General features: G+C 67.3%; 20 protein-coding genes and 2 tRNA genes. 10 read left to right on the top strand and 12 right to left on the bottom strand.

The window, feature by feature from the left end; all coding sequences use genetic code 11:
* Window positions 1-5 precede the first annotated feature (5 nt).
* Together RSO68_RS12165 and RSO68_RS12160 are read right to left on the bottom strand one after the other, a co-directional pair.
* Window positions 6-440, bottom strand: coding sequence for a Na+/H+ antiporter subunit B (locus tag RSO68_RS12165; RefSeq protein WP_089847488.1), 435 nt, complete (start codon window positions 438-440; stop codon window positions 6-8).
* On the bottom strand, window positions 433-2763 hold the full coding sequence (locus tag RSO68_RS12160) for a putative monovalent cation/H+ antiporter subunit A (protein WP_315586757.1): 2331 nt from the start codon (window positions 2761-2763) through the stop codon (window positions 433-435). The genes RSO68_RS12165 and RSO68_RS12160 overlap by 8 nt, the downstream gene beginning before the upstream one ends.
* A gap of 260 nt (window positions 2764-3023) precedes the next feature.
* On the opposite strand from RSO68_RS12160, the gene RSO68_RS12155 reads away from it, so the two are divergent.
* The 6 genes from RSO68_RS12155 to RSO68_RS12130 are packed head-to-tail and all read left to right on the top strand — an operon-like array spanning window position 3024 to window position 8860.
* A complete protein-coding gene (locus RSO68_RS12155; protein WP_089847484.1) occupies window positions 3024-5852 on the top strand; it encodes a monovalent cation/H+ antiporter subunit A in 2829 nt (942 codons plus the stop codon).
* Window positions 5852-6190 carry a Na+/H+ antiporter subunit C gene (locus RSO68_RS12150; protein WP_089847482.1) on the top strand — a complete coding sequence of 113 codons (339 nt, stop codon included), beginning with the start codon at window positions 5852-5854 and terminating at the stop codon, window positions 6188-6190. Before RSO68_RS12155 ends, RSO68_RS12150 begins: the two co-directional genes overlap by 1 nt.
* On the top strand, window positions 6187-7698 hold the full coding sequence (locus RSO68_RS12145; protein WP_089847480.1) for a monovalent cation/H+ antiporter subunit D: 1512 nt from the start codon (window positions 6187-6189) through the stop codon (window positions 7696-7698). The genes RSO68_RS12150 and RSO68_RS12145 overlap by 4 nt, the downstream gene beginning before the upstream one ends.
* Window positions 7695-8192: a Na+/H+ antiporter subunit E gene (locus RSO68_RS12140; RefSeq protein WP_089847478.1), complete on the top strand. Its 498-nt coding sequence runs from the start codon at window positions 7695-7697 to the stop codon at window positions 8190-8192. The genes RSO68_RS12145 and RSO68_RS12140 overlap by 4 nt, the downstream gene beginning before the upstream one ends.
* Window positions 8186-8455 carry a K+/H+ antiporter subunit F gene (locus tag RSO68_RS12135; protein WP_089847477.1) on the top strand — a complete coding sequence of 90 codons (270 nt, stop codon included), beginning with the start codon at window positions 8186-8188 and terminating at the stop codon, window positions 8453-8455. Before RSO68_RS12140 ends, RSO68_RS12135 begins: the two co-directional genes overlap by 7 nt.
* Before the next feature lie 21 nt (window positions 8456-8476).
* Window positions 8477-8860 (top strand): Na+/H+ antiporter subunit G, encoded by a 384-nt coding sequence (locus RSO68_RS12130; RefSeq protein WP_089847475.1) that lies wholly within the window; start codon window positions 8477-8479, stop codon window positions 8858-8860.
* 25 nt (window positions 8861-8885) lie between these two features.
* Here the strand turns inward: RSO68_RS12130 and hemH are convergent, their stop codons facing one another.
* Window positions 8886-9974 carry a ferrochelatase gene (gene hemH, locus RSO68_RS12125; RefSeq protein ID WP_315586756.1) on the bottom strand — a complete coding sequence of 363 codons (1089 nt, stop codon included), beginning with the start codon at window positions 9972-9974 and terminating at the stop codon, window positions 8886-8888.
* A gap of 144 nt (window positions 9975-10118) precedes the next feature.
* Between hemH and RSO68_RS12120 the strand changes: the two genes are divergently transcribed.
* Window positions 10119-11735: a cryptochrome/photolyase family protein gene (locus tag RSO68_RS12120; RefSeq protein WP_315586755.1), complete on the top strand. Its 1617-nt coding sequence runs from the start codon at window positions 10119-10121 to the stop codon at window positions 11733-11735.
* A complete protein-coding gene (locus RSO68_RS12115; RefSeq protein WP_089847468.1) occupies window positions 11732-12139 on the top strand; it encodes a thiol-disulfide oxidoreductase DCC family protein in 408 nt (135 codons plus the stop codon). Before RSO68_RS12120 ends, RSO68_RS12115 begins: the two co-directional genes overlap by 4 nt.
* A 41-nt stretch (window positions 12140-12180) precedes the next feature.
* On the opposite strand, the gene RSO68_RS12110 is transcribed toward RSO68_RS12115, so the two are convergent.
* The 9 genes from RSO68_RS12110 to rnr form a co-directional block, all read right to left on the bottom strand.
* Window positions 12181-12483: a DUF6482 family protein gene (locus tag RSO68_RS12110; RefSeq protein ID WP_315586754.1), complete on the bottom strand. Its 303-nt coding sequence runs from the start codon at window positions 12481-12483 to the stop codon at window positions 12181-12183.
* A gap of 132 nt (window positions 12484-12615) precedes the next feature.
* Entirely contained in the window at window positions 12616-12909 is a 294-nt protein-coding gene (locus RSO68_RS12105; protein ID WP_089847464.1) for a hypothetical protein, read from the bottom strand.
* Between the two features lie 70 nt (window positions 12910-12979).
* On the bottom strand, window positions 12980-14368 hold the full coding sequence (gene dnaB / locus RSO68_RS12100) for a replicative DNA helicase (RefSeq protein ID WP_089847462.1): 1389 nt from the start codon (window positions 14366-14368) through the stop codon (window positions 12980-12982).
* Window positions 14369-14581: 213 nt separating this feature from the next.
* Window positions 14582-15028: a 50S ribosomal protein L9 gene (rplI, locus tag RSO68_RS12095; protein WP_089847460.1), complete on the bottom strand. Its 447-nt coding sequence runs from the start codon at window positions 15026-15028 to the stop codon at window positions 14582-14584.
* 16 nt (window positions 15029-15044) lie between these two features.
* The gene (locus tag RSO68_RS12090; protein WP_315586818.1) at window positions 15045-15896 is read right to left on the bottom strand and encodes a hypothetical protein; all 852 of its coding nucleotides are present in this window, start codon (window positions 15894-15896) and stop codon (window positions 15045-15047) included.
* A 12-nt stretch (window positions 15897-15908) separates the two neighbouring features.
* Window positions 15909-16136: a 30S ribosomal protein S18 gene (gene rpsR / locus RSO68_RS12085; protein WP_016853668.1), complete on the bottom strand. Its 228-nt coding sequence runs from the start codon at window positions 16134-16136 to the stop codon at window positions 15909-15911.
* 33 nt (window positions 16137-16169) lie between these two features.
* Complete coding sequence (gene rpsF / locus RSO68_RS12080) at window positions 16170-16541, bottom strand: 30S ribosomal protein S6 (protein ID WP_089847456.1); 372 nt, start codon at window positions 16539-16541, stop codon at window positions 16170-16172.
* 171 nt (window positions 16542-16712) lie between these two features.
* On the bottom strand, window positions 16713-17531 hold the full coding sequence (gene rlmB / locus RSO68_RS12075; protein WP_315586753.1) for a 23S rRNA (guanosine(2251)-2'-O)-methyltransferase RlmB: 819 nt from the start codon (window positions 17529-17531) through the stop codon (window positions 16713-16715).
* Window positions 17531-19912, bottom strand: a complete 2382-nt coding sequence (gene rnr, locus RSO68_RS12070; RefSeq protein WP_315586752.1) for a ribonuclease R — start codon at window positions 19910-19912, stop codon at window positions 17531-17533. The genes rlmB and rnr overlap by 1 nt, the downstream gene beginning before the upstream one ends.
* 236 nt (window positions 19913-20148) lie before the next feature.
* On the opposite strand from rnr, the gene RSO68_RS12065 reads away from it, so the two are divergent.
* Both RSO68_RS12065 and RSO68_RS12060 read left to right on the top strand, forming a co-directional pair.
* Window positions 20149-20235 (top strand) — tRNA-Leu (locus RSO68_RS12065).
* A gap of 78 nt (window positions 20236-20313) precedes the next feature.
* A tRNA-Leu gene (locus tag RSO68_RS12060) sits at window positions 20314-20400 on the top strand.
* The last annotated feature ends 119 nt before the right edge of the window (window positions 20401-20519 follow it).

The raw sequence follows: 20519 nt of genomic DNA, 5'->3' as shown, positions 1-20519 counted from the left end.
TCTCCTCAGCGTTCGTCTTCATGCTGGTCGGTCTTGACCAGGGCGGTGATGGCCGTGAGCACCGAGCCCACGACCACCAGGTAGACCCCGACATCGAAGATCAGCACCGTCGAAGCCTTGAAGTCGATGATCGGGATGGTCCACCACTGGGCCGTGAAGAAGGGCTCGCCGACCCACCACGCGGGCAGCGTCGAGCCCACCCCGAGCAGCAGTCCCATGGCGACCAGGTCGCGGGGCGACACCGCAAGCATTCGGCTCAGGGGGCGACGCCCGAAGGCGAAGAGATAGAGCGCGAAGGCCGCCGCCGCCACCAGCCCGGCGATGAAGCCCCCGCCCGGCTCGTCGTGGCCGCGCAGCAGCAGGAACAGCGAAAAGAGCAGCTGCAGCGGCAGCAGTAGCCGCGCCGCGGCGTTGAGGATCAAGGTGCCCGATTTAGCCATCATCGCTCTCCCTCGGCGGCGCGGGACGCGCGGCCGCGTGGTCCCGGGCATGAAAGCGCAGCATGGCATAGACGCCGGTGGCCGCCAGCGCCAGCACGAACATCTCGCCCAGGGTATCCAGCGCCCGGAAGTCGACCAGGATGACGTTGACGATGTTGTGGCCGTGACCGAGTGGCTGGCTGTTGGCGACCATGTAGTCTGAGATGCGCGGCAGGCGCTCCCCGGAGAGCACCGAGAGCATCAGCAGGGTGATCAGCCCGCCGGTGAGAGCGGCGACGGCGAGATCGCGCAGCCGCTCAAGCGGAGTGGAGAGTGTCGCGAAGCGCGGCAGGCGAAACAGCACCAGCACCAGCAGGATGACCGTCAGGGTCTCCACCAGCAGCTGGGTGATCGCCAGATCCGGGGCGCTGAACAGCACGAAGGTCAAGGCGATCGAGAAGCCCATGGTGCCCAGCGCCGCCACCGCCGCCAGGCGCGAGCGCATCACGCAGGCGGCCACGGCTCCGGCGACCATCAGGCCGGCGACCACGGCCTCGTGGAGGTAGACATCCAGGTCGACGTCGAGCGTGAAGGTGTGGCGAAAGAACAGCGCATGGCCGACCAGGCCGACCAGCACCAGCAGGGTCATGGCCAGGTAGTTGCGAATGTGTCCGTTCTGCAGCAGCCGCGTCTGCCAGCCGGCAACGGCCACCATGCCGGCCATCAGCGCCTCATAGCCGGCCTCGGGGCCGCGCGCCATGAGCGGCGCGAGGCACGCCAGCCGCGCCCGCAGGCGATCCCAGTAGCGGTAGGTCAGAAGGCCCAGCGCCAGGCTCAACAGCGACAGCGCCAGCGGCAGGTTGAGCCCGTGCCACAGCGCCAGGTGCACGCCGGACGCGGGCGCGCCGATGCCGGCCAGGGTGGCAGCCACCAGCGGGTCGAGCAGGCCCGGCGCCAGGCCGAAGACGAGCGACAGCGCGGCCAGCAGCGCGGGCCCCGCGAGCATCGCCGACGGCGCCTCGTGGGGCGAGGTCGGGGTCTCGCGCGGGGCGCCGAAGAAGGGACGCAGGGCGACGATGGCGGCGACGGCCAGGGTCAGGAAGGCGGCCGTGAAGGCGAGCAGCAGGATCAGCGGCCGCCAGGCCTCGGCGGCCAGCACCGAGGCGAGCATCGCCTCCTTGCCGACGAAGCCCAGCAGCGGCGGCAGCCCGGCCAGGGAGAGGGCCGCGACACCCGCCACGGCGGCGGTGCGCGGCATCGCCCGACGCAGACCACCCATGGCGGTGACGTCCTTGGTGCCGGTCTCATGGTCGAGGATGCCGGCCACCATGAACAGCGCCCCCTTGTAGAGCGAGTGGGCCAGCAGGAAGACCACGAAGGCGGTGAGCGCCTGGGGGGTGCCGAGGCCGAGCAGCATGGTCAGGGTGCCCAGCGCCATCACCGTGGAGTAAGCCAGCAGCGTCTTGATGTTGGTGTTCCGGATCGCCAGAAAGGCGCCGGTGGCCATGGTCAGCGCGCCGACCAGCGACAGGGTGGTCACCCAGAGCTCGGTGCCGCCCAGCGCCGGATGAAGCCGCGCCAGCAGGTAGATGCCCGCCTTGACCATGGTCGCCGAGTGCAGGTAGGCCGAGACCGGCGTGGGGGCAGCCATGGCGTTGGGCAGCCAGAAGTGGAAGGGGAACTGCGCCGACTTGGTGAAGGCGCCGATCAGCACGCAGAGCAGGAGCGGCGTGTAGAGCGCATGGTCGCGCAACGTCTCGCCGCGCTGCACGAGTTCGGCAAGCGACCAGCTGTCGCCGGCCACGGCGAGCATGACGAAGCCGGCCAGCAGCGCCAGCCCGCCGCCCACGGTGACGAAGAGCCCCTGCAGGGCCGCCTTGCGGGCCGCGGGATCGGTGTGATTGAAGCCGATCAGCAGATAGGAGGTGATGCTGGTGAGCTCCCAGAACACGAACAGCGTGACCAGGTTGTCGGCGAGCACCAGGCCGAGCATCGACATCATGAAGGCGGTGATCACTACCAGGAAACGCGGCAGGTCGCGATGGCCGTGCAGGTACTCTCCGGAGTAGACCAGCACCAGGGCGCCGATGACCGTGATCAGCAGGGCAAATAGCCAAGATAGGCCGTCGATCAGGAAGGTCAGGGTGATATCGAGCCCCGGCACCCAGGCCCACTCCAGCAGCAGGACCTCGCCGGCGGCTATTACCGGCCACTGGCCGAGCAGCCAGGCGGCGATCGCGGCGGGCAGCAGGGCCATGACCCGCGGCGTCTGAGCCCCGAACCACTGGTGCAGCAGCGGAGCCAGGCTCGCCATCGCGAAGCCTCCCAGCACGGCAAGTTGCATCGGCCACCCTCCCTGTAACGAGGGAGCACGCGACGGCGGCGCCCCCTCGATGAGGTTCCCTACTCTAGAGAGACAAAGTGTTGAAAGGCAAGGAGGCAGCGGGAGAATTCGCTTTGCGTTAAAGTGGCAGGGAGCCAAACCATGGGGGGCCTTGACCCAGGGACGGGGGTGCGATCGAGCGTCGCTTGCCTCATCCTATTCCCCGGGCGCGTGATTCAGACGCCCTCCCCGTTTCCGAACCCGCGCAGGATGACCGATCGATGACACTGCTGTGGATAGCCCTGCTGCCCCTGCTGGGGGTTCTGGTGCCCGCGTTCACCGCGCAACGCGGGCGACGCTTCTGCTCCCTGGCCACCGCTGCGCTGCCCGCGCTGGCGCTTGCGATGACCCTTGGCCAGCTGCCGACCCTGGCGGCCGGCGAGACGCTTCGCGTCGCCGTTGACTGGGTCCCCACCCTCGGCCTCGAGCTCGCCTTCCGGCTGGACGGCCTGTCGGTGCTGTTCAACCTGCTGATCATGGGCATCGGCCTGCTGATCCTGCTCTACGCGCACTACTACCTGTCGCCGGAGGAGCCCTTCGGTCGCTTCTACGCCTACCTGATCCTGTTCATGGCCTCCATGGTCGGCATCGTGATGGCCGACAACCTGCTGCTGCTGTGGCTTTTCTGGGAGCTGACCAGCCTCTCCTCCTTCCTGCTGATCGGCTTCTGGTCGCACCGGAGCGATGCCCGCAAGGGCGCGCGCATGGCGCTGACCGTGACCGGCGCCGGCGGCCTGGCACTGCTCGCCGGCCTGCTGCTGCTGGGCGACATGGTCGGCAGCTACGACATGCAGGTGGTACTCGAGAGCGGCAGCATGATCCTCGCCGACCCGCGCTACCCCTGGATGCTGGGGCTGGTGCTGCTCGGCGCCTTCACCAAGTCGGCGCAGTTTCCCTTCCAGTTCTGGCTGCCTCACGCCATGGCCGCCCCCACCCCGGTCTCGGCCTATCTGCACTCGGCGACCATGGTCAAGGCGGGCATCTTCCTGATGGCGCGCCTGCACCCGGCCATCGCCGGCAGTGAGCTGTGGACGGTGGTCGTCTCGCTCATCGGCATGGCGACGCTGCTCTACGGCGCCTGGTTCGCGCTGATGAAGACCGACCTCAAGGGCATCCTGGCCTTCTCCACGGTGAGCCACCTCGGCCTGATCACCGTGCTGCTGGGGATCGGCAGCCCCATGGCGGTGCTCGCCGCGCTCTTCCATATCCTCAACCACGCCACCTTCAAGGCGGCACTGTTCATGTGCGCGGGGATCATCGACCACGAGACCGGAACTCGCGAGCTCAAGCGGCTGGGCGGGCTCCGGCGCGCCATGCCGGTCACCGCCCTGCTGACCACCCTGGCCGGCGCCGCCATGGCCGGGGTGCCGCTGTTCAACGGTTTCCTCTCCAAGGAGATGTTCTTCACCGAGACCCTGGAAAGCCCGGTGCTCGGCGGGCTGAGCTGGCTGCTGCCGGTGCTCGCCACCCTGGGCGGCATCCTCTCGGTGGCCTACTCGCTGCGCCTGGTGCATGCGGTGTTCTTCAAGCCGGCCCGTGAGGCGCCGCCCAAGTCGCCCCACGAGCCGCCCTGGCTGATGCGCGCCCCGGTGGCGCTGCTGGTAATACTCTGCGTGCTCGTGGGGCTCGCCCCGGTGCTGGCCGAGGGCCTGCTGGGCCTGGCGCTCGCGCCGGTGCTCGGCGAGGCGATGAGCTTTCACCTGGCGATCTGGCACGGGTTCAACCTACCGCTCGCCATGAGCGGGGTGGCGCTGGTCGCCGGCGTAGCGATGTACGCCCGACACTCCGACCTGCAGCGCTTCCTCAAGGGCTTTCGCCCGGTCGACGCGCGCCTGGTGTTCGAGGGCGCCGTGCAGCGGCTCACCGTCTGGTCCGAGACGACGCTGCGCGGCATCGACAACGGCTCCCAGCAGCGCTACGTGGGCCTGCTGCTACTGGCCTCCCTGGTGGTGGCGGGGTTCGGCCTCGCCGGCATGCCGCTGCTCACCGGCAGCCAGGGCAACCAGCCCGTCGACGGCGTACTGCTGGTGGGGGCCGGCCTGCTGATCTTCGGCGGCATCGCCACCGCCGCCACCCACCGCTACCGACTGATCTCGCTGCTGATGCTCTCGGTAGTGGGGCTGGTGGTGGCGCTGACCTTCGCGCGCTTCTCGGCGCCCGACCTGGCACTGACTCAGCTGTCGGTGGAGGTGGTGACCATGATCCTGCTGATGCTGGCGCTCTATTTCCTGCCCCAGCGCACCTCCCGGGAGACCTCGGCGGCGCGCAACGTCCGCGACATCGTGCTGGCCGGCACCCTGGGCATGGCGGTGGCCAGCCTCAACTACGCGGTGCTGACCCGCGACACCACCAGTATCTCGAGCTTCTTCCTGGAGAACAGCGTGTCGGGCGGCGGGGGCCACAACGTGGTCAACGTCATCCTCGTCGACTTCCGCGGCTTCGATACCCTGGGCGAGATCACCGTGCTGGCCCTGGCGGGGCTGGCCATCTTCAAGCTGCTGCGGCGCCTGCGCCTGTTCATGCCCCACAGCGATACCGAGGGCCGTCTGTGGTCGCCGGACCGCTACCCCTCGATCCTCACCTCGATCTCCATGGCCCTGCTGCCGCTGGCCCTGCTGGTCTCTGCGTTCATCTTCCTGCGCGGCCACAACATGCCCGGCGGCGGCTTTATCGCCGGGCTGGTCACCGCCGTGGCCATGATCCTGCTCTACATGGCCCGCGGCGTGGAGTGGGCCCAGGAGCGACTGCAGTTCGAATATCAGCCGGTGGCCATCGCCGGCGTCGGCATCGCAACCCTGACGGGGCTCGGCAGCTGGCTGTTCGGCGAGCCGTTCCTGACCTCGGCCTTCGGGCACTTCCACCTGCCGCTGATCGGCGACTTCGAGCTGGCCACCGCCATGCTCTTCGACCTGGGCGTCTACCTGGCGGTGGTCGGCGCCACCCTGATGATCCTGGCCAACCTGGGCAAGGTCACCACGCCTCACAGCCCGGCCAAGGGCGCCCCGGCCACCGACGAGAACCTGTCTCGTTCCAGCAAGGAGAAACACTGATGGAAAGCCTCTACGCCATCACCACCGGCGTACTGACCGCCTGCGGGCTCTACCTGACGCTGCGCGGCCGGACCTTCCCGGTCGTCGTCGGGCTGACCCTGCTCTCCTATGCGGTGAACCTCTTCCTGTTCTCCATGGGCGGGCTGACGACCGGCGGCGCGGCGATCATCGATGGCCAGTCCCATTTCGCCGACCCCCTGCCCCAGGCACTGGTGCTGACCGCCATCGTGATCGGCTTCGCCATGACGGCCTTCGTGGTCATCCTGGCCATGCGCGCCCGCAGCGAGCTGGGCAATGACCACGTCGACGGTCGCAAGCGAGAGGAGCCTCACCGGTGATGCAGCACCTGATCGTTCTTCCCGTCGTCCTGCCGCTGGTGGTGGGTCTGATCCTGCTGCGCACCCGACACGGCGCCATGCGCACCCACCGTACGGTGGGCGTCGCGGCCACCGCCCTGCTGGTCGTGGTGGCGATGGTCATGCTGGCCCGAGCCGCCGGCGGCGAGGTCACCTACTACGCGCTGGGCGGCTGGCAGCCGCCCTTCGGCATCGTGCTGGTGCTCGACCGCCTCTCGGCCCTGATGATCATGGTCACCTCGGTGCTGGCGCTGGGCTGCGTGATCTTCGCCTGCGCCGGCGACGACGAGCGCGGCAGCAACTTCCACGGCCTCTTCCAGCTGCAGCTAGTGGGCATCAACGGCGCCTTCCTGACCGGCGACCTGTTCAACCTCTTCGTGTTCTTCGAGGTGCTGCTGCTGGCCTCCTACGCGCTGCTGATCCACGGCGGCGGCAAGTCGCGGATCCAGTCGGCGGTGCACTACGTGGTGCTCAACCTGGTCGGCTCGTCGCTGTTCTTGATCAGCGTGGGCGTGCTGTATGGCGCCACCGGCACCCTCAACATGGCCGACATGGCCGTGCGTCTGACCGAGCTTCCCGCCGAACACAGGGGGCTGGTCACCGCGGGCGGCCTGATGCTGCTGGTGGTGTTCGGCCTCAAGGCCGCCATCCTGCCGCTCTACTTCTGGCTGCCACGGGCCTATGCCGCCGCCCCGGCGCCGGTCGCCGCGCTCTTCGCAATCATGACCAAGGTCGGCATCTACGCCATCCTGCGGGTCTACTCGCTGATCTTCGGCGAGCAGGCCGGGGTGCTGGAGGCCCTCGAGCGCCCCTGGGTGTGGTGGCTGTCGCTGGCGACCATGGTGATAGCCGGCATCGGCGTGCTGGCCGCCCGCGACCTGCGCCTGATGGTGGCCTACCTGGTGGTCATCTCGGTGGGCACGCTGCTGGCCGGCATCGGCATGGGCTCGCCGGAGGCCGTCTCCGCCCTGCTCTTCTACCTGGTGCACAGCACCCTGATCACCGGCGCGCTCTTCCTGCTGGCCGAGATGATCGGCCTGCAGCGGGGCAAGGCGGGCACGCGGCTGGTCAAGGGACGCCCGCTGCGCGATGGCCGCCTGCTGGCCGGGCTGTTCTTCGTCGGGGCGATCGCCGTGGCCGGCCTGCCGCCGCTGTCGGGCGCCATCGGCAAGGCCCTGCTGCTCGACGCCGCCGCGCCCTGGCAGCAGCCGTGGCTGTGGCCGATCCTGCTCGGCACGGGCCTGGTCACCCTCGTCGCCCTCTCCCGGGCCGGCTCGACGCTGTTCTGGCGCAGCCACGACGGCGAGGCCGGCGGCGAGGCACTCTTGCGCTCGCGCTGGCTGGGGGTCGGGTGGCTGCTTGCCGCCTCGCCGCTGCTGGTCGCCCTGGCGGGCCCGGTCAGCGACTATACCCGCGCCACCGCCGACCAGCTGGCCGACCCGGATGTACTGGTGCGTGCCGTCCTGTCTGATGCCGGAGAGTCCCCATGATCACCCCTCGTCGCTGGCTCCCCCTCCCCCTGCTGTCGATCCTGCTGCTGGTCGTCTGGCTGCTGATGGCTCGCAGCATCGCGCCGGGACAGATCCTGCTGGGCGGAGTGCTGGCCCTGCTCATCCCGCTGGCCACCTACCGTTTCTGGGACGCCCAGCCCCACGTGGCGCGGCCCTGGCTGCTGCTGCGCTTCGTGGCGCGCGTGCTCGTCGACATCCTGATCGCCAACATCCAGGTGGCCTGGCTGATCATCAGCCCACGCCAGCGCATGCGCCCGGCCTTCGTCGAGTACCCGCTGATGCTGGAGGAGCGCTTCACCATCACCCTGCTGGCCAGCACCATCAGCCTCACCCCGGGCACGGTATCGGCCAACCTGCGCATGGACGGCAAGTCGCTGCTGATCCATACCCTCGACATGGAGGATGAGGACGCGCTGATCGAGACCATACGCGAGCGCTACGAGCGGCCGCTGAAGGAGATCTACGAATGCTAGACATCGCCCTGAAGATCAGCATCACCCTGATCCTGATGTCCATCCTGCTGAACGCCTACCGGCTGACGGTGGGGCCCGACATGCCCGACCGCATCCTGGCGCTGGACACCATGTACGTGAACTCCATCGCGCTGATCGTGCTGATGGGTCTGTGGCTGAACACCAAGACCTATTTCGAGGCCGCCCTGCTGATCGCCATGCTCGGCTTCATCAGCACGGTGGCGGTCTGCAAGTACATCCTGCGCGGTGACATCATCGAATAGGCCAGCAACGTCGGAGCCATCATGAACTTCTTCGTCATACTCGAGGGCGTCATCGCCTTCTTCCTGATCGCCGGGGGGCTCTTCGCCTTCATCGGCTCGCTGGGCATGGCCCACCTGCGCGACTTCTACATGCGCCTGCACGGGCCGACCAAGGCGACCACCCTGGGGATCGGCTGCATCCTGATCAGCTCGATGCTCTACTTCTCGACCACCCAGGGCGAACCCATCATCCAGGAGATGCTGATCACCCTGTTTTTGTTCATCACCGCACCGGTGAGCGCCCACCTGCTGGCCAAGACGGGCCTTCACCTCAAGCTCAAGCACGTGCCCAAGACCCTCGGCAAGCCCGTGGAGCTCTATCGCGAGGAGGTCGGCGAGAAGCCCGTCCCACACCCGGAGCGGTGACCGCAGCCACCGCGCCGGCGCGCCACTAGACCCAACCGCCAAGCTCGTTCTCGATCACCGAGAGCAGCGCGGCGATGTGATCGTCGCGAGCGTTCAGGCAGGGAATGTAGGTGAAGGTCTCGCCGCCGGCCTCGAGGAAGGCGTCGCGGATCTCCTCCTCGATCTCCTCGAGGGTCTCCACGCAGTCGGCCGAGAAGGCCGGCGAGACCACCGCGATGTGCTTCTTGCCCTGGCGGGCCAGCTCGGCGACGTGCTCCACGGTGGCCGGCCCCACCCACTCCTCGGGACCGAACTTCGACTGGAAGGCCGTCTGCACGGCCTGCTCGCCCCAGCCCAGGCGCTCGCGCAACAGGCGCGTTGTCTTCTGGCACTGGCAGTGGTAGGGGTCGCCCTCCAGCAGGTAGCGCTTGGGCACGCCATGGTAGGAGGCCACCAGCACCTCCGGGGGCGTCTCGGCGGCCTCATAGGCCTCGCGTACCGAGCTCGCCAGGGCGTCGAGATAGGCGGGGTGTTCGAAGTAGGCCGGCACGGTGCGCAGCGACGGCTGCCACTTGAGCTTCATCAGGGTGCGAAAGGCCTGATCGTTGGCGGTGGCCGTGGTCGGCCCGGCGTACTGGGGGTAGAGCGGGAAGAAGAGTATTCGCTCGCAGCCCTCGGCCTGCAGACGGCGCAGCACGCTATCGGTGGAGGGATTGCCGTAGCGCATGCAGAAATCCACCACCACCTTGTCGCCGTGGCGTTCAGTCAGCTCCTCGGCCACCTTGCGTGTCTGCTCCCGAGTGGTGGTCAGCAGCGGACTCTCGTTCTTCTCGGTGTTCCAGATCCCCCGATAGGCTTCGCCGGACTTGAACGGCCGGCGCGAGAGGATGATCAGCTGCAGCAGCGGCTGCCACTTCCAGTCGGGGTAGTCGACGACCCGCTTGTCGGAAAGAAACTCGCTCAGGTAGCGGCGCATCGACCAGTAGTCGGTGGCATCCGGCGTGCCGAGATTCGCCAGCACCACGCCCACCTTGCCCCGCGCAACGGCGGGATGATCGGCGGGAGCGTGGGGGGGGCGGTCCGCCCTGGGCTGGTCGTGGTCGGAGGCGGCGAGCGGCGTCTCGGAGGCGGCCATGGGGTCATCCTTGTGATAGCACTTGTGGAAGCACGGGTGAAGGGGATCGCGGTATGCGATGCAGGGTAAAGCCTACCATCGACGGGCACCAACGCGGAATCGAGTTATACTATGGCAACCATTTGTACAACTCCTGGTTAACTCATGACCACACCGCTGATCCTGGTCCTCGGCGACCAGCTGAGCCATGACCTCGCCACCCTGCGCGACCTGCCGGACGAGGCAATCGTCGCCCTGTGCGAGGTAGGCACCGAGGCGAGCTACGTGCCCCACCACCCCCAGAAGATCGCGCTGATCTTCTCGGCCATGCGCCACTTCGCCGAGTCGCTACGCGAGCGCGGCCGCTTCGTGCACTACAGCGCCCTGGGAGACGACGACAACGCCCAGGACCTGATCCGTGAGGCCGAGCGGCTGGCCGCGCACTATGGCTGCGACGAGATTCGCGCGGTGCGCCCCGGTGAATGGCGGCTGTGGCAGGCGATGCGCGAGCGGGCCGAGGCCGAACTGCCCTGGCGGCTCGTCGAGGACGATCGCTTCTTCAGCACTCCCGAGGAATTCGACGCCTGGGCCCGGAGCCGCAAGGCGCCGCGCCAGGAGCACTTCTATCGTCTGATGCGCCGCCAGACCGGTCTCTTGATGGAAAACGGCGAGCCCGTCGGCGGCCAGTGGAACTTCGATCACGACAACCGCGAGCCGTTACCGGCCGACTTCTCGGTACCGAAGCCACCCCGTCATCGCCACGACGCCACCACCCGGGCGGTGCTCATGCTCGTGGCCGAGCGTTACGGCGAGCACTTCGGCAGCCTCGAGGGCTTCCACTGGCCGGTGACGCGGCGCCAGGCCCTGGTCGACATGCGCCATTTCATCGAGCACCTGCTGCCCGCCTTCGGGCGCTACCAGGATGCCATCAGCGACCGCGAACCATTCCTCTATCACTCTCGGCTCGCCGCGGCGCTCAACCTCGGGCTGCTCTCGCCCCGCGAGGTGTGCGAGGCCGTAGAGCGCGAATACTCCGAGGGGCGCGCCCCGCTGAATGCCGTCGAGGGCTTCATCCGCCAGGTGCTGGGCTGGCGGGAGTACGTGCGCGGGCTCTACTGGACGCGCATGCCCGACTACAAGCGCAGCAACACCCTGGGCGCCAGCCGCGGCCTGCCGAGTTTCTTCTGGAACGGCGAGACCGAGATGCGCTGCCTGCGTCGCGCCATCGAGATGACCCGCAACCACGCCTATGCCCACCACATCCAGCGGCTGATGGTCACCGGCAACTTCGCGCTGCTCTGCGACGTAGCGCCCGAGGCGCTCTGCGACTGGTATCTGGCCGTCTACGCCGACGCCTGCGAGTGGGTGGAGCTGCCCAACACCCTGGGGATGGTGCTGCACGCCGACGGCGGGCTGATGGGCTCCAAGCCCTACTGCGCCTCGGGCAAGTACATCGATCGCATGTCGGATCACTGCCAACACTGCCGCTTCGACCCGAAAAAGGTCACGGGCCCCGATGCCTGCCCGTTCAACAGCCTCTACTGGGACTTCCTCGAGCGCCACGCCGAGAACCTCGGCGCCAATCCGCGCATGAAGCTGATCTACGGCAGCCTGTCGCGGATGAGCGATGACAAGCGCGCCGCCATGCGTGAGCAGGCCGGCGCTTTTCTCGAACAGCTCGATGCCGCGCCCGCCTATGCACCCGCCGGGGAACACCGCGCGGGCTATGGCGATGCCGGCTCCCGCCACGCCCCCACCACCGCCAAGGAGACGACGCCATGAGCCGCCGCGCCACGCTCCTTGCCCGGGCCCCGGTGACCCTCTTTCACGACGGCCACTGCCCGCTGTGCCAGCGCGAGGTCGCCTGGCTATCGCGTCATCCGCGCCGTGAACGCGTCAAGCTGGTGGATATCCAGGCGCCGGACTTCGATGCCGAACGCCTCGACAGCAGCTTCGCGGCGATGATGGGGCGGCTGCACGTCCGCGACGAGGACGGACGCTGGTACGTGGGCATGGACGCCAGCCGCGCGCTCTATGCGGTGCTGGGCTATCGACGACTGGTCTGGCTGAGCACCCTGCCGGGGGTCGGCGGGATGATGGATGCGGGATACCGCTGGTTCGCCCGCCGTCGTCTGCGCCTGGGGCGCTGGCTTCAACGGCGGGGCAAGGCTGGATCGAGGGGCTGAGTCGAAGGACCGGCTCGAAAGGCCGGTCAGCAATCGCTGGCTCAGAAGACCAGCGGCATGCGCGAGGTCAAGGGGTCGTGGTAGTGCGTCTCGCGCCCGATGACCTCGTCGTGGGGCACCTGCTGCACGAGATAGGCACGGTGGATGCCGGCACGTCGGAGCTCGTTGTAGACATCGTCCAGCGAGCGGAACAGGATCGGCTTGCCGGCACGCGTCAGCATGTGGCGGCTTCCCTCCACATTCTCGAGTTCGACCTGGTAGAAGCGGCTGCCGGCGTGGCCGATCACGCGTATCTCGAAATTGTCGTGGTGAGCCACGAAGGCCTTCAACGCCTGGAAATCCATGGGCCATCCTCCTGATGTCCGGTCGGTAGTGTCGGAGTACACGCTCGGGACAGCCTGAGACATCCCGATGACGATCGCGTGTCGCCGATGTGTCCTTCCAGTGACCCTGGCCTCCCGGGCGAGGTTCCGGCGCTACTGATATTCGGAGGGATCGATGGCCTTGCCCAGGGAGTTGCGGTCGACCCACTTGCCGGCCTTGGTCTCCTTGTAGCGGAACACCACCTTGTCGCCGACCTTCACCGGCAGCTCGGAATCCTCGGTCTGATAGCTATAGGCCTCGCCGTCCACCTGCAGGTAGTAGCGATAGAGATCGGGCATCCCCAGCCACTCCTTGAAGGGACCCTCACGCTCCATCGACTGGAGCTCGCCGCGCCCCTCGAGTTTCGGGATGCGCTGGCGATTGCCGCGTCGAAATCCGCCTGCCATGGTGTCTCCTTCCTGTGTGGTTCAAGGGAACGGCATTATACGGGGCCGCCAACGGGACTCAAGGACGCCGTCACTCGCCGAAGGCCTCGCGATAGCTGTCCGGCGCCAGGTCCTCGAAGCGAGTGTACTTGCCGATGAAGGCCATGTGCACCGTGCCGATGGGACCGTTACGCTGCTTGCCGATGATCACCTCGGCCAGCCCCTGATTGTCGGGGTTATCCGGATTGTAGACCTCGTCACGATAGACGAAGCCGATGATATCGGCGTCCTGCTCGATGGCGCCGGACTCGCGCAGGTCCGACATCACCGGGCGCTTGTTGGGACGCTGCTCCAGGGAGCGGTTGAGCTGGGAGAGCGCCACCACCGGGCAGCCGAACTCCTTGGCCAGCCCCTTGAGCGAGCGGGATATCTCCGATATCTCGCCGGTCCGGTTCTCCGAGAAGCCCGGAATCTGCATCAGCTGCAGATAGTCGATCATGATCAGTCCCAGGTTGCCCTGTTCGCGCACCACGCGGCGGATGCGCGAGCGCATCTCGCTGGGCGAGAGCGCCGCGGTGTCGTCGATGAACAACTGCTTGTCCTTGAGCAGGTTCACCGCCGAGGTCAGCCGCGGCCAGTCCTCGTCCTCGAGCTGGCCGGTGCGCACCCGGGTCTGGTCGATGCGACCCAGCGAGGAGAGCATGCGCAGCATCAGCGAGTCTGCGGGCATCTCCATGGAAAACACCATCACCGGCTTGTCGCTGGAGATCACCGCGTGCTCGACCAGGTTCATGGCGAAGGTGGTCTTGCCCATGGAGGGGCGCCCGGCAATGATCACCAGATCCGAGGGCTGCAGGCCCGAGGTCATCTCGTCGAGATCGCGAAAGCCGGTCGAGAGTCCGGTCATCTCGCCCTGCATGTTGAACAGCTCGTCGATGCGGTCGACCGCCTTGGTCAGAAGCTCGCTCATGCCGATGGGGCCACCCGACTTGGGACGCTCCTCGCTGATCTGGAAGACCAGCCGCTCGGCCTCGTCGACCAGCTCATCGGCGGGGCGCCCCTGGGGGCTGAAGGCGCCGTCGGCGATCTGGCTGGCCGCGCGGATCAGCTTGCGCAGGGTGGCGCGCTCGCGAACGATATCGGCATAGGCGCGGATATTGCTGGCCGAGGGCGTGTTGCGCGCCAGCTCGGCGAGGTAGGCCAGCCCCCCCACGGTATCCAGCTGGTCGCGCCCCTCCAGCGCCTCGGAGAGGGTCACCACGTCCAGCGGCCGTCCCGACTCGGCCAGGCTCGCCATGACGTTGAAGACCAGGCGATGCTCGTAGCGATGGAAGTCGTCCGCCACCAGGCGGTCGGCCACGTTGTCCCACGCCTGGTTGTCGAGCATCAGGCCACCGAGCACCGACTGCTCGGCCTCCACGGAGTGGGGCGGCACCTTGAGGGCGGCGGTTTCCCGATCGAGGGGAAGAGATTCGTTCATGGTACGCGGACCTTCAGGGGGGAGACGGGGCCAACACATTCTACCCGATGGGCGGCGGCGACCCCATGCCCGGGCGTCGCCCGGCTCCTGCGCAGGGGACGAAACGCGACGACAGGCAGGGAACGAAAAACGGGGACGAAAAAAAGGGCGAGGATTCGCTCCTCGCCCCCTTGGTCACGGCACGCCCCGAAGCGCGTGCCGCTGGCCATGGCCTTACTCGGCCACTACCACCACGCGCACAGTGGCATCGACTTCGGCATGCAGGCGCAGGTCGATGTCGTACTCGCCGGTCTGGCGGATCGGGCCTTGCGGCATGCGCACTTCGCTCTTGGCCACTTCGATCCCGGCGCTGGAGATGGCATCGGCCAGATCGCGCGGACCGATGGAACCGAACAGCTTGCCCTCGTCGCCGGCCTTGGAGACCAGAGAGAGTTCGATGTCGTTGAGCTGTTCGGCACGCGCCTCGGCGACGGCCTTGCGCTCGGCGGCCTCGGCCTCGAGCTCGGCACGCTGCGCCTGGAAGGCCTCGATGTTGTCCTTGGTGGCCGGAACGGCGAGACCGTAGGGCACCAGGTAGTTGCGGCCGTAACCGGGCTTGACGGTGACCTGGTCACCCAGACCGCCCAGCTTGCCAATCTTGTCGAGCAGAATGACGTCCATTCTCGTAAACCTCTTGTCAGTGGCTGCGGGCCAGTCGTCCACGGAAATCCGCGAACGTGTCGATGAAGGCCATGAGCAGCACAATGAGAATCATGGGCCAGGTGGTGATCAGCAGCACATAGAAGGCGACCAGCCACAGCCCGTTCATTCCCTTCAATCCGATAACACCATGCACCAGCGCGATGCCGGCCACCAGCAGCGGCACCCAGGCCAGCATGCCCAGGGCCGGAAGCCCCAGCACGCCGCCGAGAATCCCGAGCAGCACCAGCAGGGCGAGCTCCCGGGGCAGCAGGCGCAGCGCGTGGAACTCCTCGCGAAACCCGCCCGGGTTGTAGAGCCCGGCCTGCCAGCCCCGCGCCAGGGCCAGGCAGGCCACGGCGGCGAGCAGCACGATCAGCGCGGTCACGCCGCTGATCATCAGGCCGGCCAGCTGCTCGGTGTCCATGCCCTGAGCCGAGAGCTCGCTGAGCATCGCCGCGATGTCCGGCGAGCCCTGGCGCAGCTGCTCCAGCACGAAGGCGGCCCCGCCCGGCGGCAGGAAGATGCCCAGCTGGATCATGCCCGACCCGGCCAGGGTGCCGGCGATGATCGCCTCACTCCAGCTCAGACGGGCACGCAACACCACCGCCATCAGCGTCACCAGCAGCACGCTGGCGAGCGGAATGACGTCTCCCTGGGTCCACCAGAGGCCGGCGGGTATCGCCGCGGCGAGAATCACCGGCAGCGAGGCGGCCATGCCCTGGCGCAGCGTGACCAGGGCCACCACGGCGGCCCCCAGCCAGAACAGCCAGGGAATGGCGATGCCCGCGGCGGCTCCGAGAGCCGCGTAGGGCGTGCCGCGCATCATCCAGCGGGCGACGGGCAACATCACGCGCAGTGCTTACTGGTGGCTGTCGGTGTAGGGCAGCAGTGCCAGGTAGCGTGCCCGCTTGATGGCGGTGGACAGCTGGCGCTGGTAACGGGCCTTGGTCCCGGTGATGCGGCTGGGAACGATCTTGCCGGTCTCGGTGATGTAGGCCTTGAGCGTGTCCAGATCCTTGTAGTCGATCTGCTTCACGCCTTCAGCGGTAAAGCGGCAGAACTTACGGCGACGGAAAAAGCGTGCCATGGGAAGACTCCTTCAGAGGTGCGATGGGTGTGCTCAGGCGGATTCGGTGCTGCGCGGCTTCTCGTCGCGACGGACACGCTTCTCTTCCACCGGCTTCATCATCGGAGAGGCCTCGGTGACGGCTTCCTTGGCGCGAACCACCAGGCTGCGGATGATGGCATCGTTGAAGCGGAAGATGTTCTCGATTTCGTCGAGAGTCTCGCCGCTGCACTCGACGTTCATCAGCACGTAGTGAGCCTTGTGGATCTTGTTGATCGGGTAGGCCATGTGGCGACGGCCCCAATCTTCGAGGCGATGCACGGTGCCGCCGTTCTCGGTGACGAGGCCGGTGTAGCGCTCGACCATGGCCGGGACCTGTTCGCTCTGGTCCGGGTGGACCATGAAGACGATCTCGTAGTGACGCATGGGATCTCCTTGCGGTTTGGCAGCTTCCACAGTGGCAACCTCGGGTCGCTCAGGGGAAGCAAGGAGTGATTGTCAAAAGACGGGTTGTCAGAAGACAGGAATGCCCGCTCGCAAGGCGAGCGGGCGCAAGTATTCTAATGATCTGCGGCCCGACTGGCAAGGCAAGGCTGCTCAGCGGCTTTTGCCCTGTCGCTGGCGCACCGCCTCGAACAGGCAAATGCCGGTGGCCACCGAGACGTTGAGGCTGGAGACGCTGCCGGCCATGGGCAACTTGACCAGGGTATCGCAGCCCTCGCGGGTCAGTCGTCGCATGCCCTTGCCCTCGGCGCCCATCACCAGGGCTGCGGGGCCGGTGAAGTCGGCCTCATAGAGGCTCGCCTCGGCCTCGCCGGCGGTGCCGGTGATCCACACCCCCAACTCCTTCATCTTGGCCAGGGTCCGCGCCAGGTTGGTGACCTGATAGACCGGCATGCTCTCGGCGGCCCCGCAGGCCACCTTGCGCACCGCGGCATTGAGCGGCGCCGCCTTGTCCTTGGGCACGATGACGCCGTGGACCCCGGCGGCATCGGCGCTGCGCAGGCAGGCGCCAAAGTTGTGCACGTCGGTGACGCCGTCGAGCACCAGCAGCAGCGGCGGCGCCGCATGCGGCCAGCCCTCGAGCCTGAGCCACAGCGAGGCCTCGCCCTCGAAGGCGAGCGGGGTGGCAAAGGCGATGATGCCCTGATGAGAAGCCCCCTGGGCGAGCTGGTCGAGCTCGTCACGGGGCCGTGACTGCAGGCGCGCGCCGCCCTGGCGCGCGGCCTCGACCAGATCGGCCAGGCGGGCCCCGGCGCTGCCCTCCTGCACCCAGACCTCACGGGGCGTCTCACCGCGATCGAGCAGCGCCCGCACCGCGTGCACGCCGAACACGGCCTCGAGCCCGCCGGGCGTCGACGGCGCCCGACGCGGGGCGCCGCGAGAGGCGCGGGGTTTCCTGTGCCCTGCCGCCATCAGCCGCGGCCCTTCGACCGCCGCGGGCCGCGGCGACGCTTGCCGCCCTTGCCCGCCTTGTCGTCGGACCGGCCGCCCTTGTCGGCGCCGCCGCCACCCGAGCCGCCGCGAGGCTTGCGCGGCTGGCGCTTGGGACGCGGCTTCTCGTCGGCCAGCTCGAAATCGATCTTGCGGTCGTCGAGGTCGACGCGGGCCACCTGCACGGAGACACCGTCGCCGAGGCGATAGCTGATCCCGCTGCGCTCGCCCTTGAGGCGATGCTTCTCGGGCTCGTAGTGGTAGTAGTCAGAGGGCAGCGAGGTGACGTGCACCAGCCCCTCGACGTACACCTCGTCGAGGCGCACGAAGATACCGAACTGGGTCACCGAGGCGATGCTGCCGTCGTAGACCTCGCCGAGCTTGTCGGACATGAACTCGCACTTGAGCCAGTCCTCGACGTCGCGGGTGGCGTCATCGGCACGACGCTCGGTCATCGAGCAGTGCTCACCGAGTTCGAGCATCTGCTCGAAGGTGTAGGGCGACCACTTGCTCGGCGGCTCGACCGCGGCGCCCTCGGCGCGCAGCACGGTATTGGTCTGGCGCGGCCCGCGAATCACCGAGCGGATGGCGCGGTGGACCAGCAGGTCCGGATAGCGGCGGATCGGCGAGGTGAAGTGCGCATAGGCCGGATAGGCCAGGCCGAAGTGGCCGTCGTTCTGCGGCGAATAGACCGCCCGGCTCATCGAGCGCAGCATCACCGTCTGGATCACGTCGGCGTCGTCGCGGCCCTTGATGGCCTCGGCCAGGTCGCGATAGTCCTGGGGACTCGGGTCGTCGCCGCCCGGCAGCGACAGGCCCAGCTCGTTGAGGAACAGGCGCAGCTTGTCGAGCCGCTCCGGCGAGGGCTTCTCGTGGATGCGGTAGAGCGCCGGCAGGTCGTGCTTGTCGAGGAAGCGCGCCGTGGCGACGTTGGCCGCCAGCATGCACTCCTCGATGATCTTGTGGGCGTCGTTACGACTGCGCGGCACGATCTTCTCGATCTTGCGCTCGTCGTTGAAGACGATCGCCGTCTCGGTGGTCTCGAAGTCGAGGGCACCGCGCTCCACGCGGGCCTCGCGCAGCAGCTGGTAGAGCGAGTGCAGGTTCTTCAGTGACGGCACCAGCTCGCTGTACTCCTCGCGCAGGGCTTTGCCCTGCTCGCCCTCGTCGTCGAGGATGGAGGCGACCTTGTTATAGGTCAGGCGCGCGTGAGACTGAAAGACCGCCTCGTAGAAGCGGTAGCGGCTGATCGCCCCGCTCTGGGAGATGTTCATCTCGCAGACCAGCGCCAGGCGATCGACGGCCGGATTCAGCGAGCAGAGCCCGTTGGAGAGCAGCTCCGGCAGCATCGGCACCACCTGCCCCGGGAAGTAGACCGAATTGCCGCGGGTGATGGCCTCCTGATCCAGGGCGCTGCCCGGACGCACGTAGTGGGAGACGTCGGCGATGGCCACCAGCAGCTTCCAGCTGCCCGACTTGGTCTTCCAGGCGCAGACGGCGTCATCGAAGTCCTTGGCGGTCTCGTCATCGATGGTCACCAGCGGCACGTGACGCAGGTCGATGCGGTTCCCCTTGTCTGCCTCATCCACCTCGGCCGACATGCCGGCAATCTGGTCGTTGACCTCGGGCGGGAACTCGGCGGGAATCTCATAGCTGCGAATGGCGATGTCGATCTCCATGCCGGGATCCATGCGCTCGCCAAGCACCTCGATCACTTCGCCCACCGGCTGCACCCGGGTCTCGGGCTGCTGGGTGATCTTCGCGGAGATCACCTGGCCATCCTGCGCGCCACCGAAGGCGCTGTGGGGGATGATGATCTCCTGGGTGATGCGCGGGTTCTCGGGAATCAACACCCCGAATTCCGGCGTGTTGGCCCGATAGACGCCGACGATCTCCTGGGTGTTGCGCGCCAGCACCTCGACGATGGTCGCCTCGTCGCGCCCACGGCGATCGCGGCCGCTGACGCGCACCAGCACGTGGTCGCCGTGGAAGACGCGACGCATCTGGCGGGGCGGCATGACCAGATCCGGTTTCTTGCCGTCGTCCCGCAGCAGGAAGCCGAAGCCGTCACGATGCCCAAGTACCTTGCCCTTGATCAGATCGAGCTTGTCGATCAGCGCATAGGCGTTGCGCCGATTGCGCAGCACCTGCCCATCGCGCTCCATCGCCGCCAGGCGACGCCGCACCGCCTCCTGGAGGTCCTCGTCCTCGAGACCCAGCTGTTGACTCATCGCCTCGTGGGTCAGCGGCTTGCCGGCCTCTTCGAGACGCGCCAGCAGGTATTCACGGCTGGGTGCAGGCTTGTCGTACTTGTGAGCTTCGCGTTTCGCGTGCGGATCGTCGCTGAGCGTCCAGTGGGTCATGCGGAAGGCATCCTTGGCGGCATCATGGGCAGCGTGATCAAAAGAGCGCCGGGACGGCGTCCGGCGCGTGGCATCTGGCGTTTCGTGTAGTTTGTCATGCGCGCAGTATAGCGCTGGCGCCCCCATCACCCAACCATGGTGGCGCCACGAACTCCCGGCCGGCTACAAAAAAACCGGCTTTTCCATCGCTCTCCCGCTTGCATCACCGAATGAATCCGGTACCATACGCCTCGCTTGCCCAGATGGCGGAATTGGTAGACGCGCTAGCTTCAGGTGCTAGTGTCCTAACGGACGTGGAGGTTCAAGTCCTCTTCTGGGCACCATCGATATCCCGTCGATCTTCGATCGGATATCCGGGAGTTCACTCCCACGCTCTTTGTCAGCTCGAGTCATTCGTGTTCGCCCAGGTGGCGGAATTGGTAGACGCGCTAGCTTCAGGTGCTAGTATCCTTACGGATGTGGAGGTTCAAGTCCTCTCCTGGGCACCATCGCTCCATGCGATGCGCCCGAACACGACGACAGCATGATGCGCCCAGGTGGCGGAATTGGTAGACGCGCTAGCTTCAGGTGCTAGTATCCTTACGGATGTGGAGGTTCAAGTCCTCTC

The organism is Halomonas saccharevitans, from assembly GCF_032333995.1.
GTDB classification, from domain to species: domain Bacteria; phylum Pseudomonadota; class Gammaproteobacteria; order Pseudomonadales; family Halomonadaceae; genus Halomonas; species Halomonas saccharevitans.
This window is presented reverse-complemented; position numbering and strand designations above follow the sequence as displayed.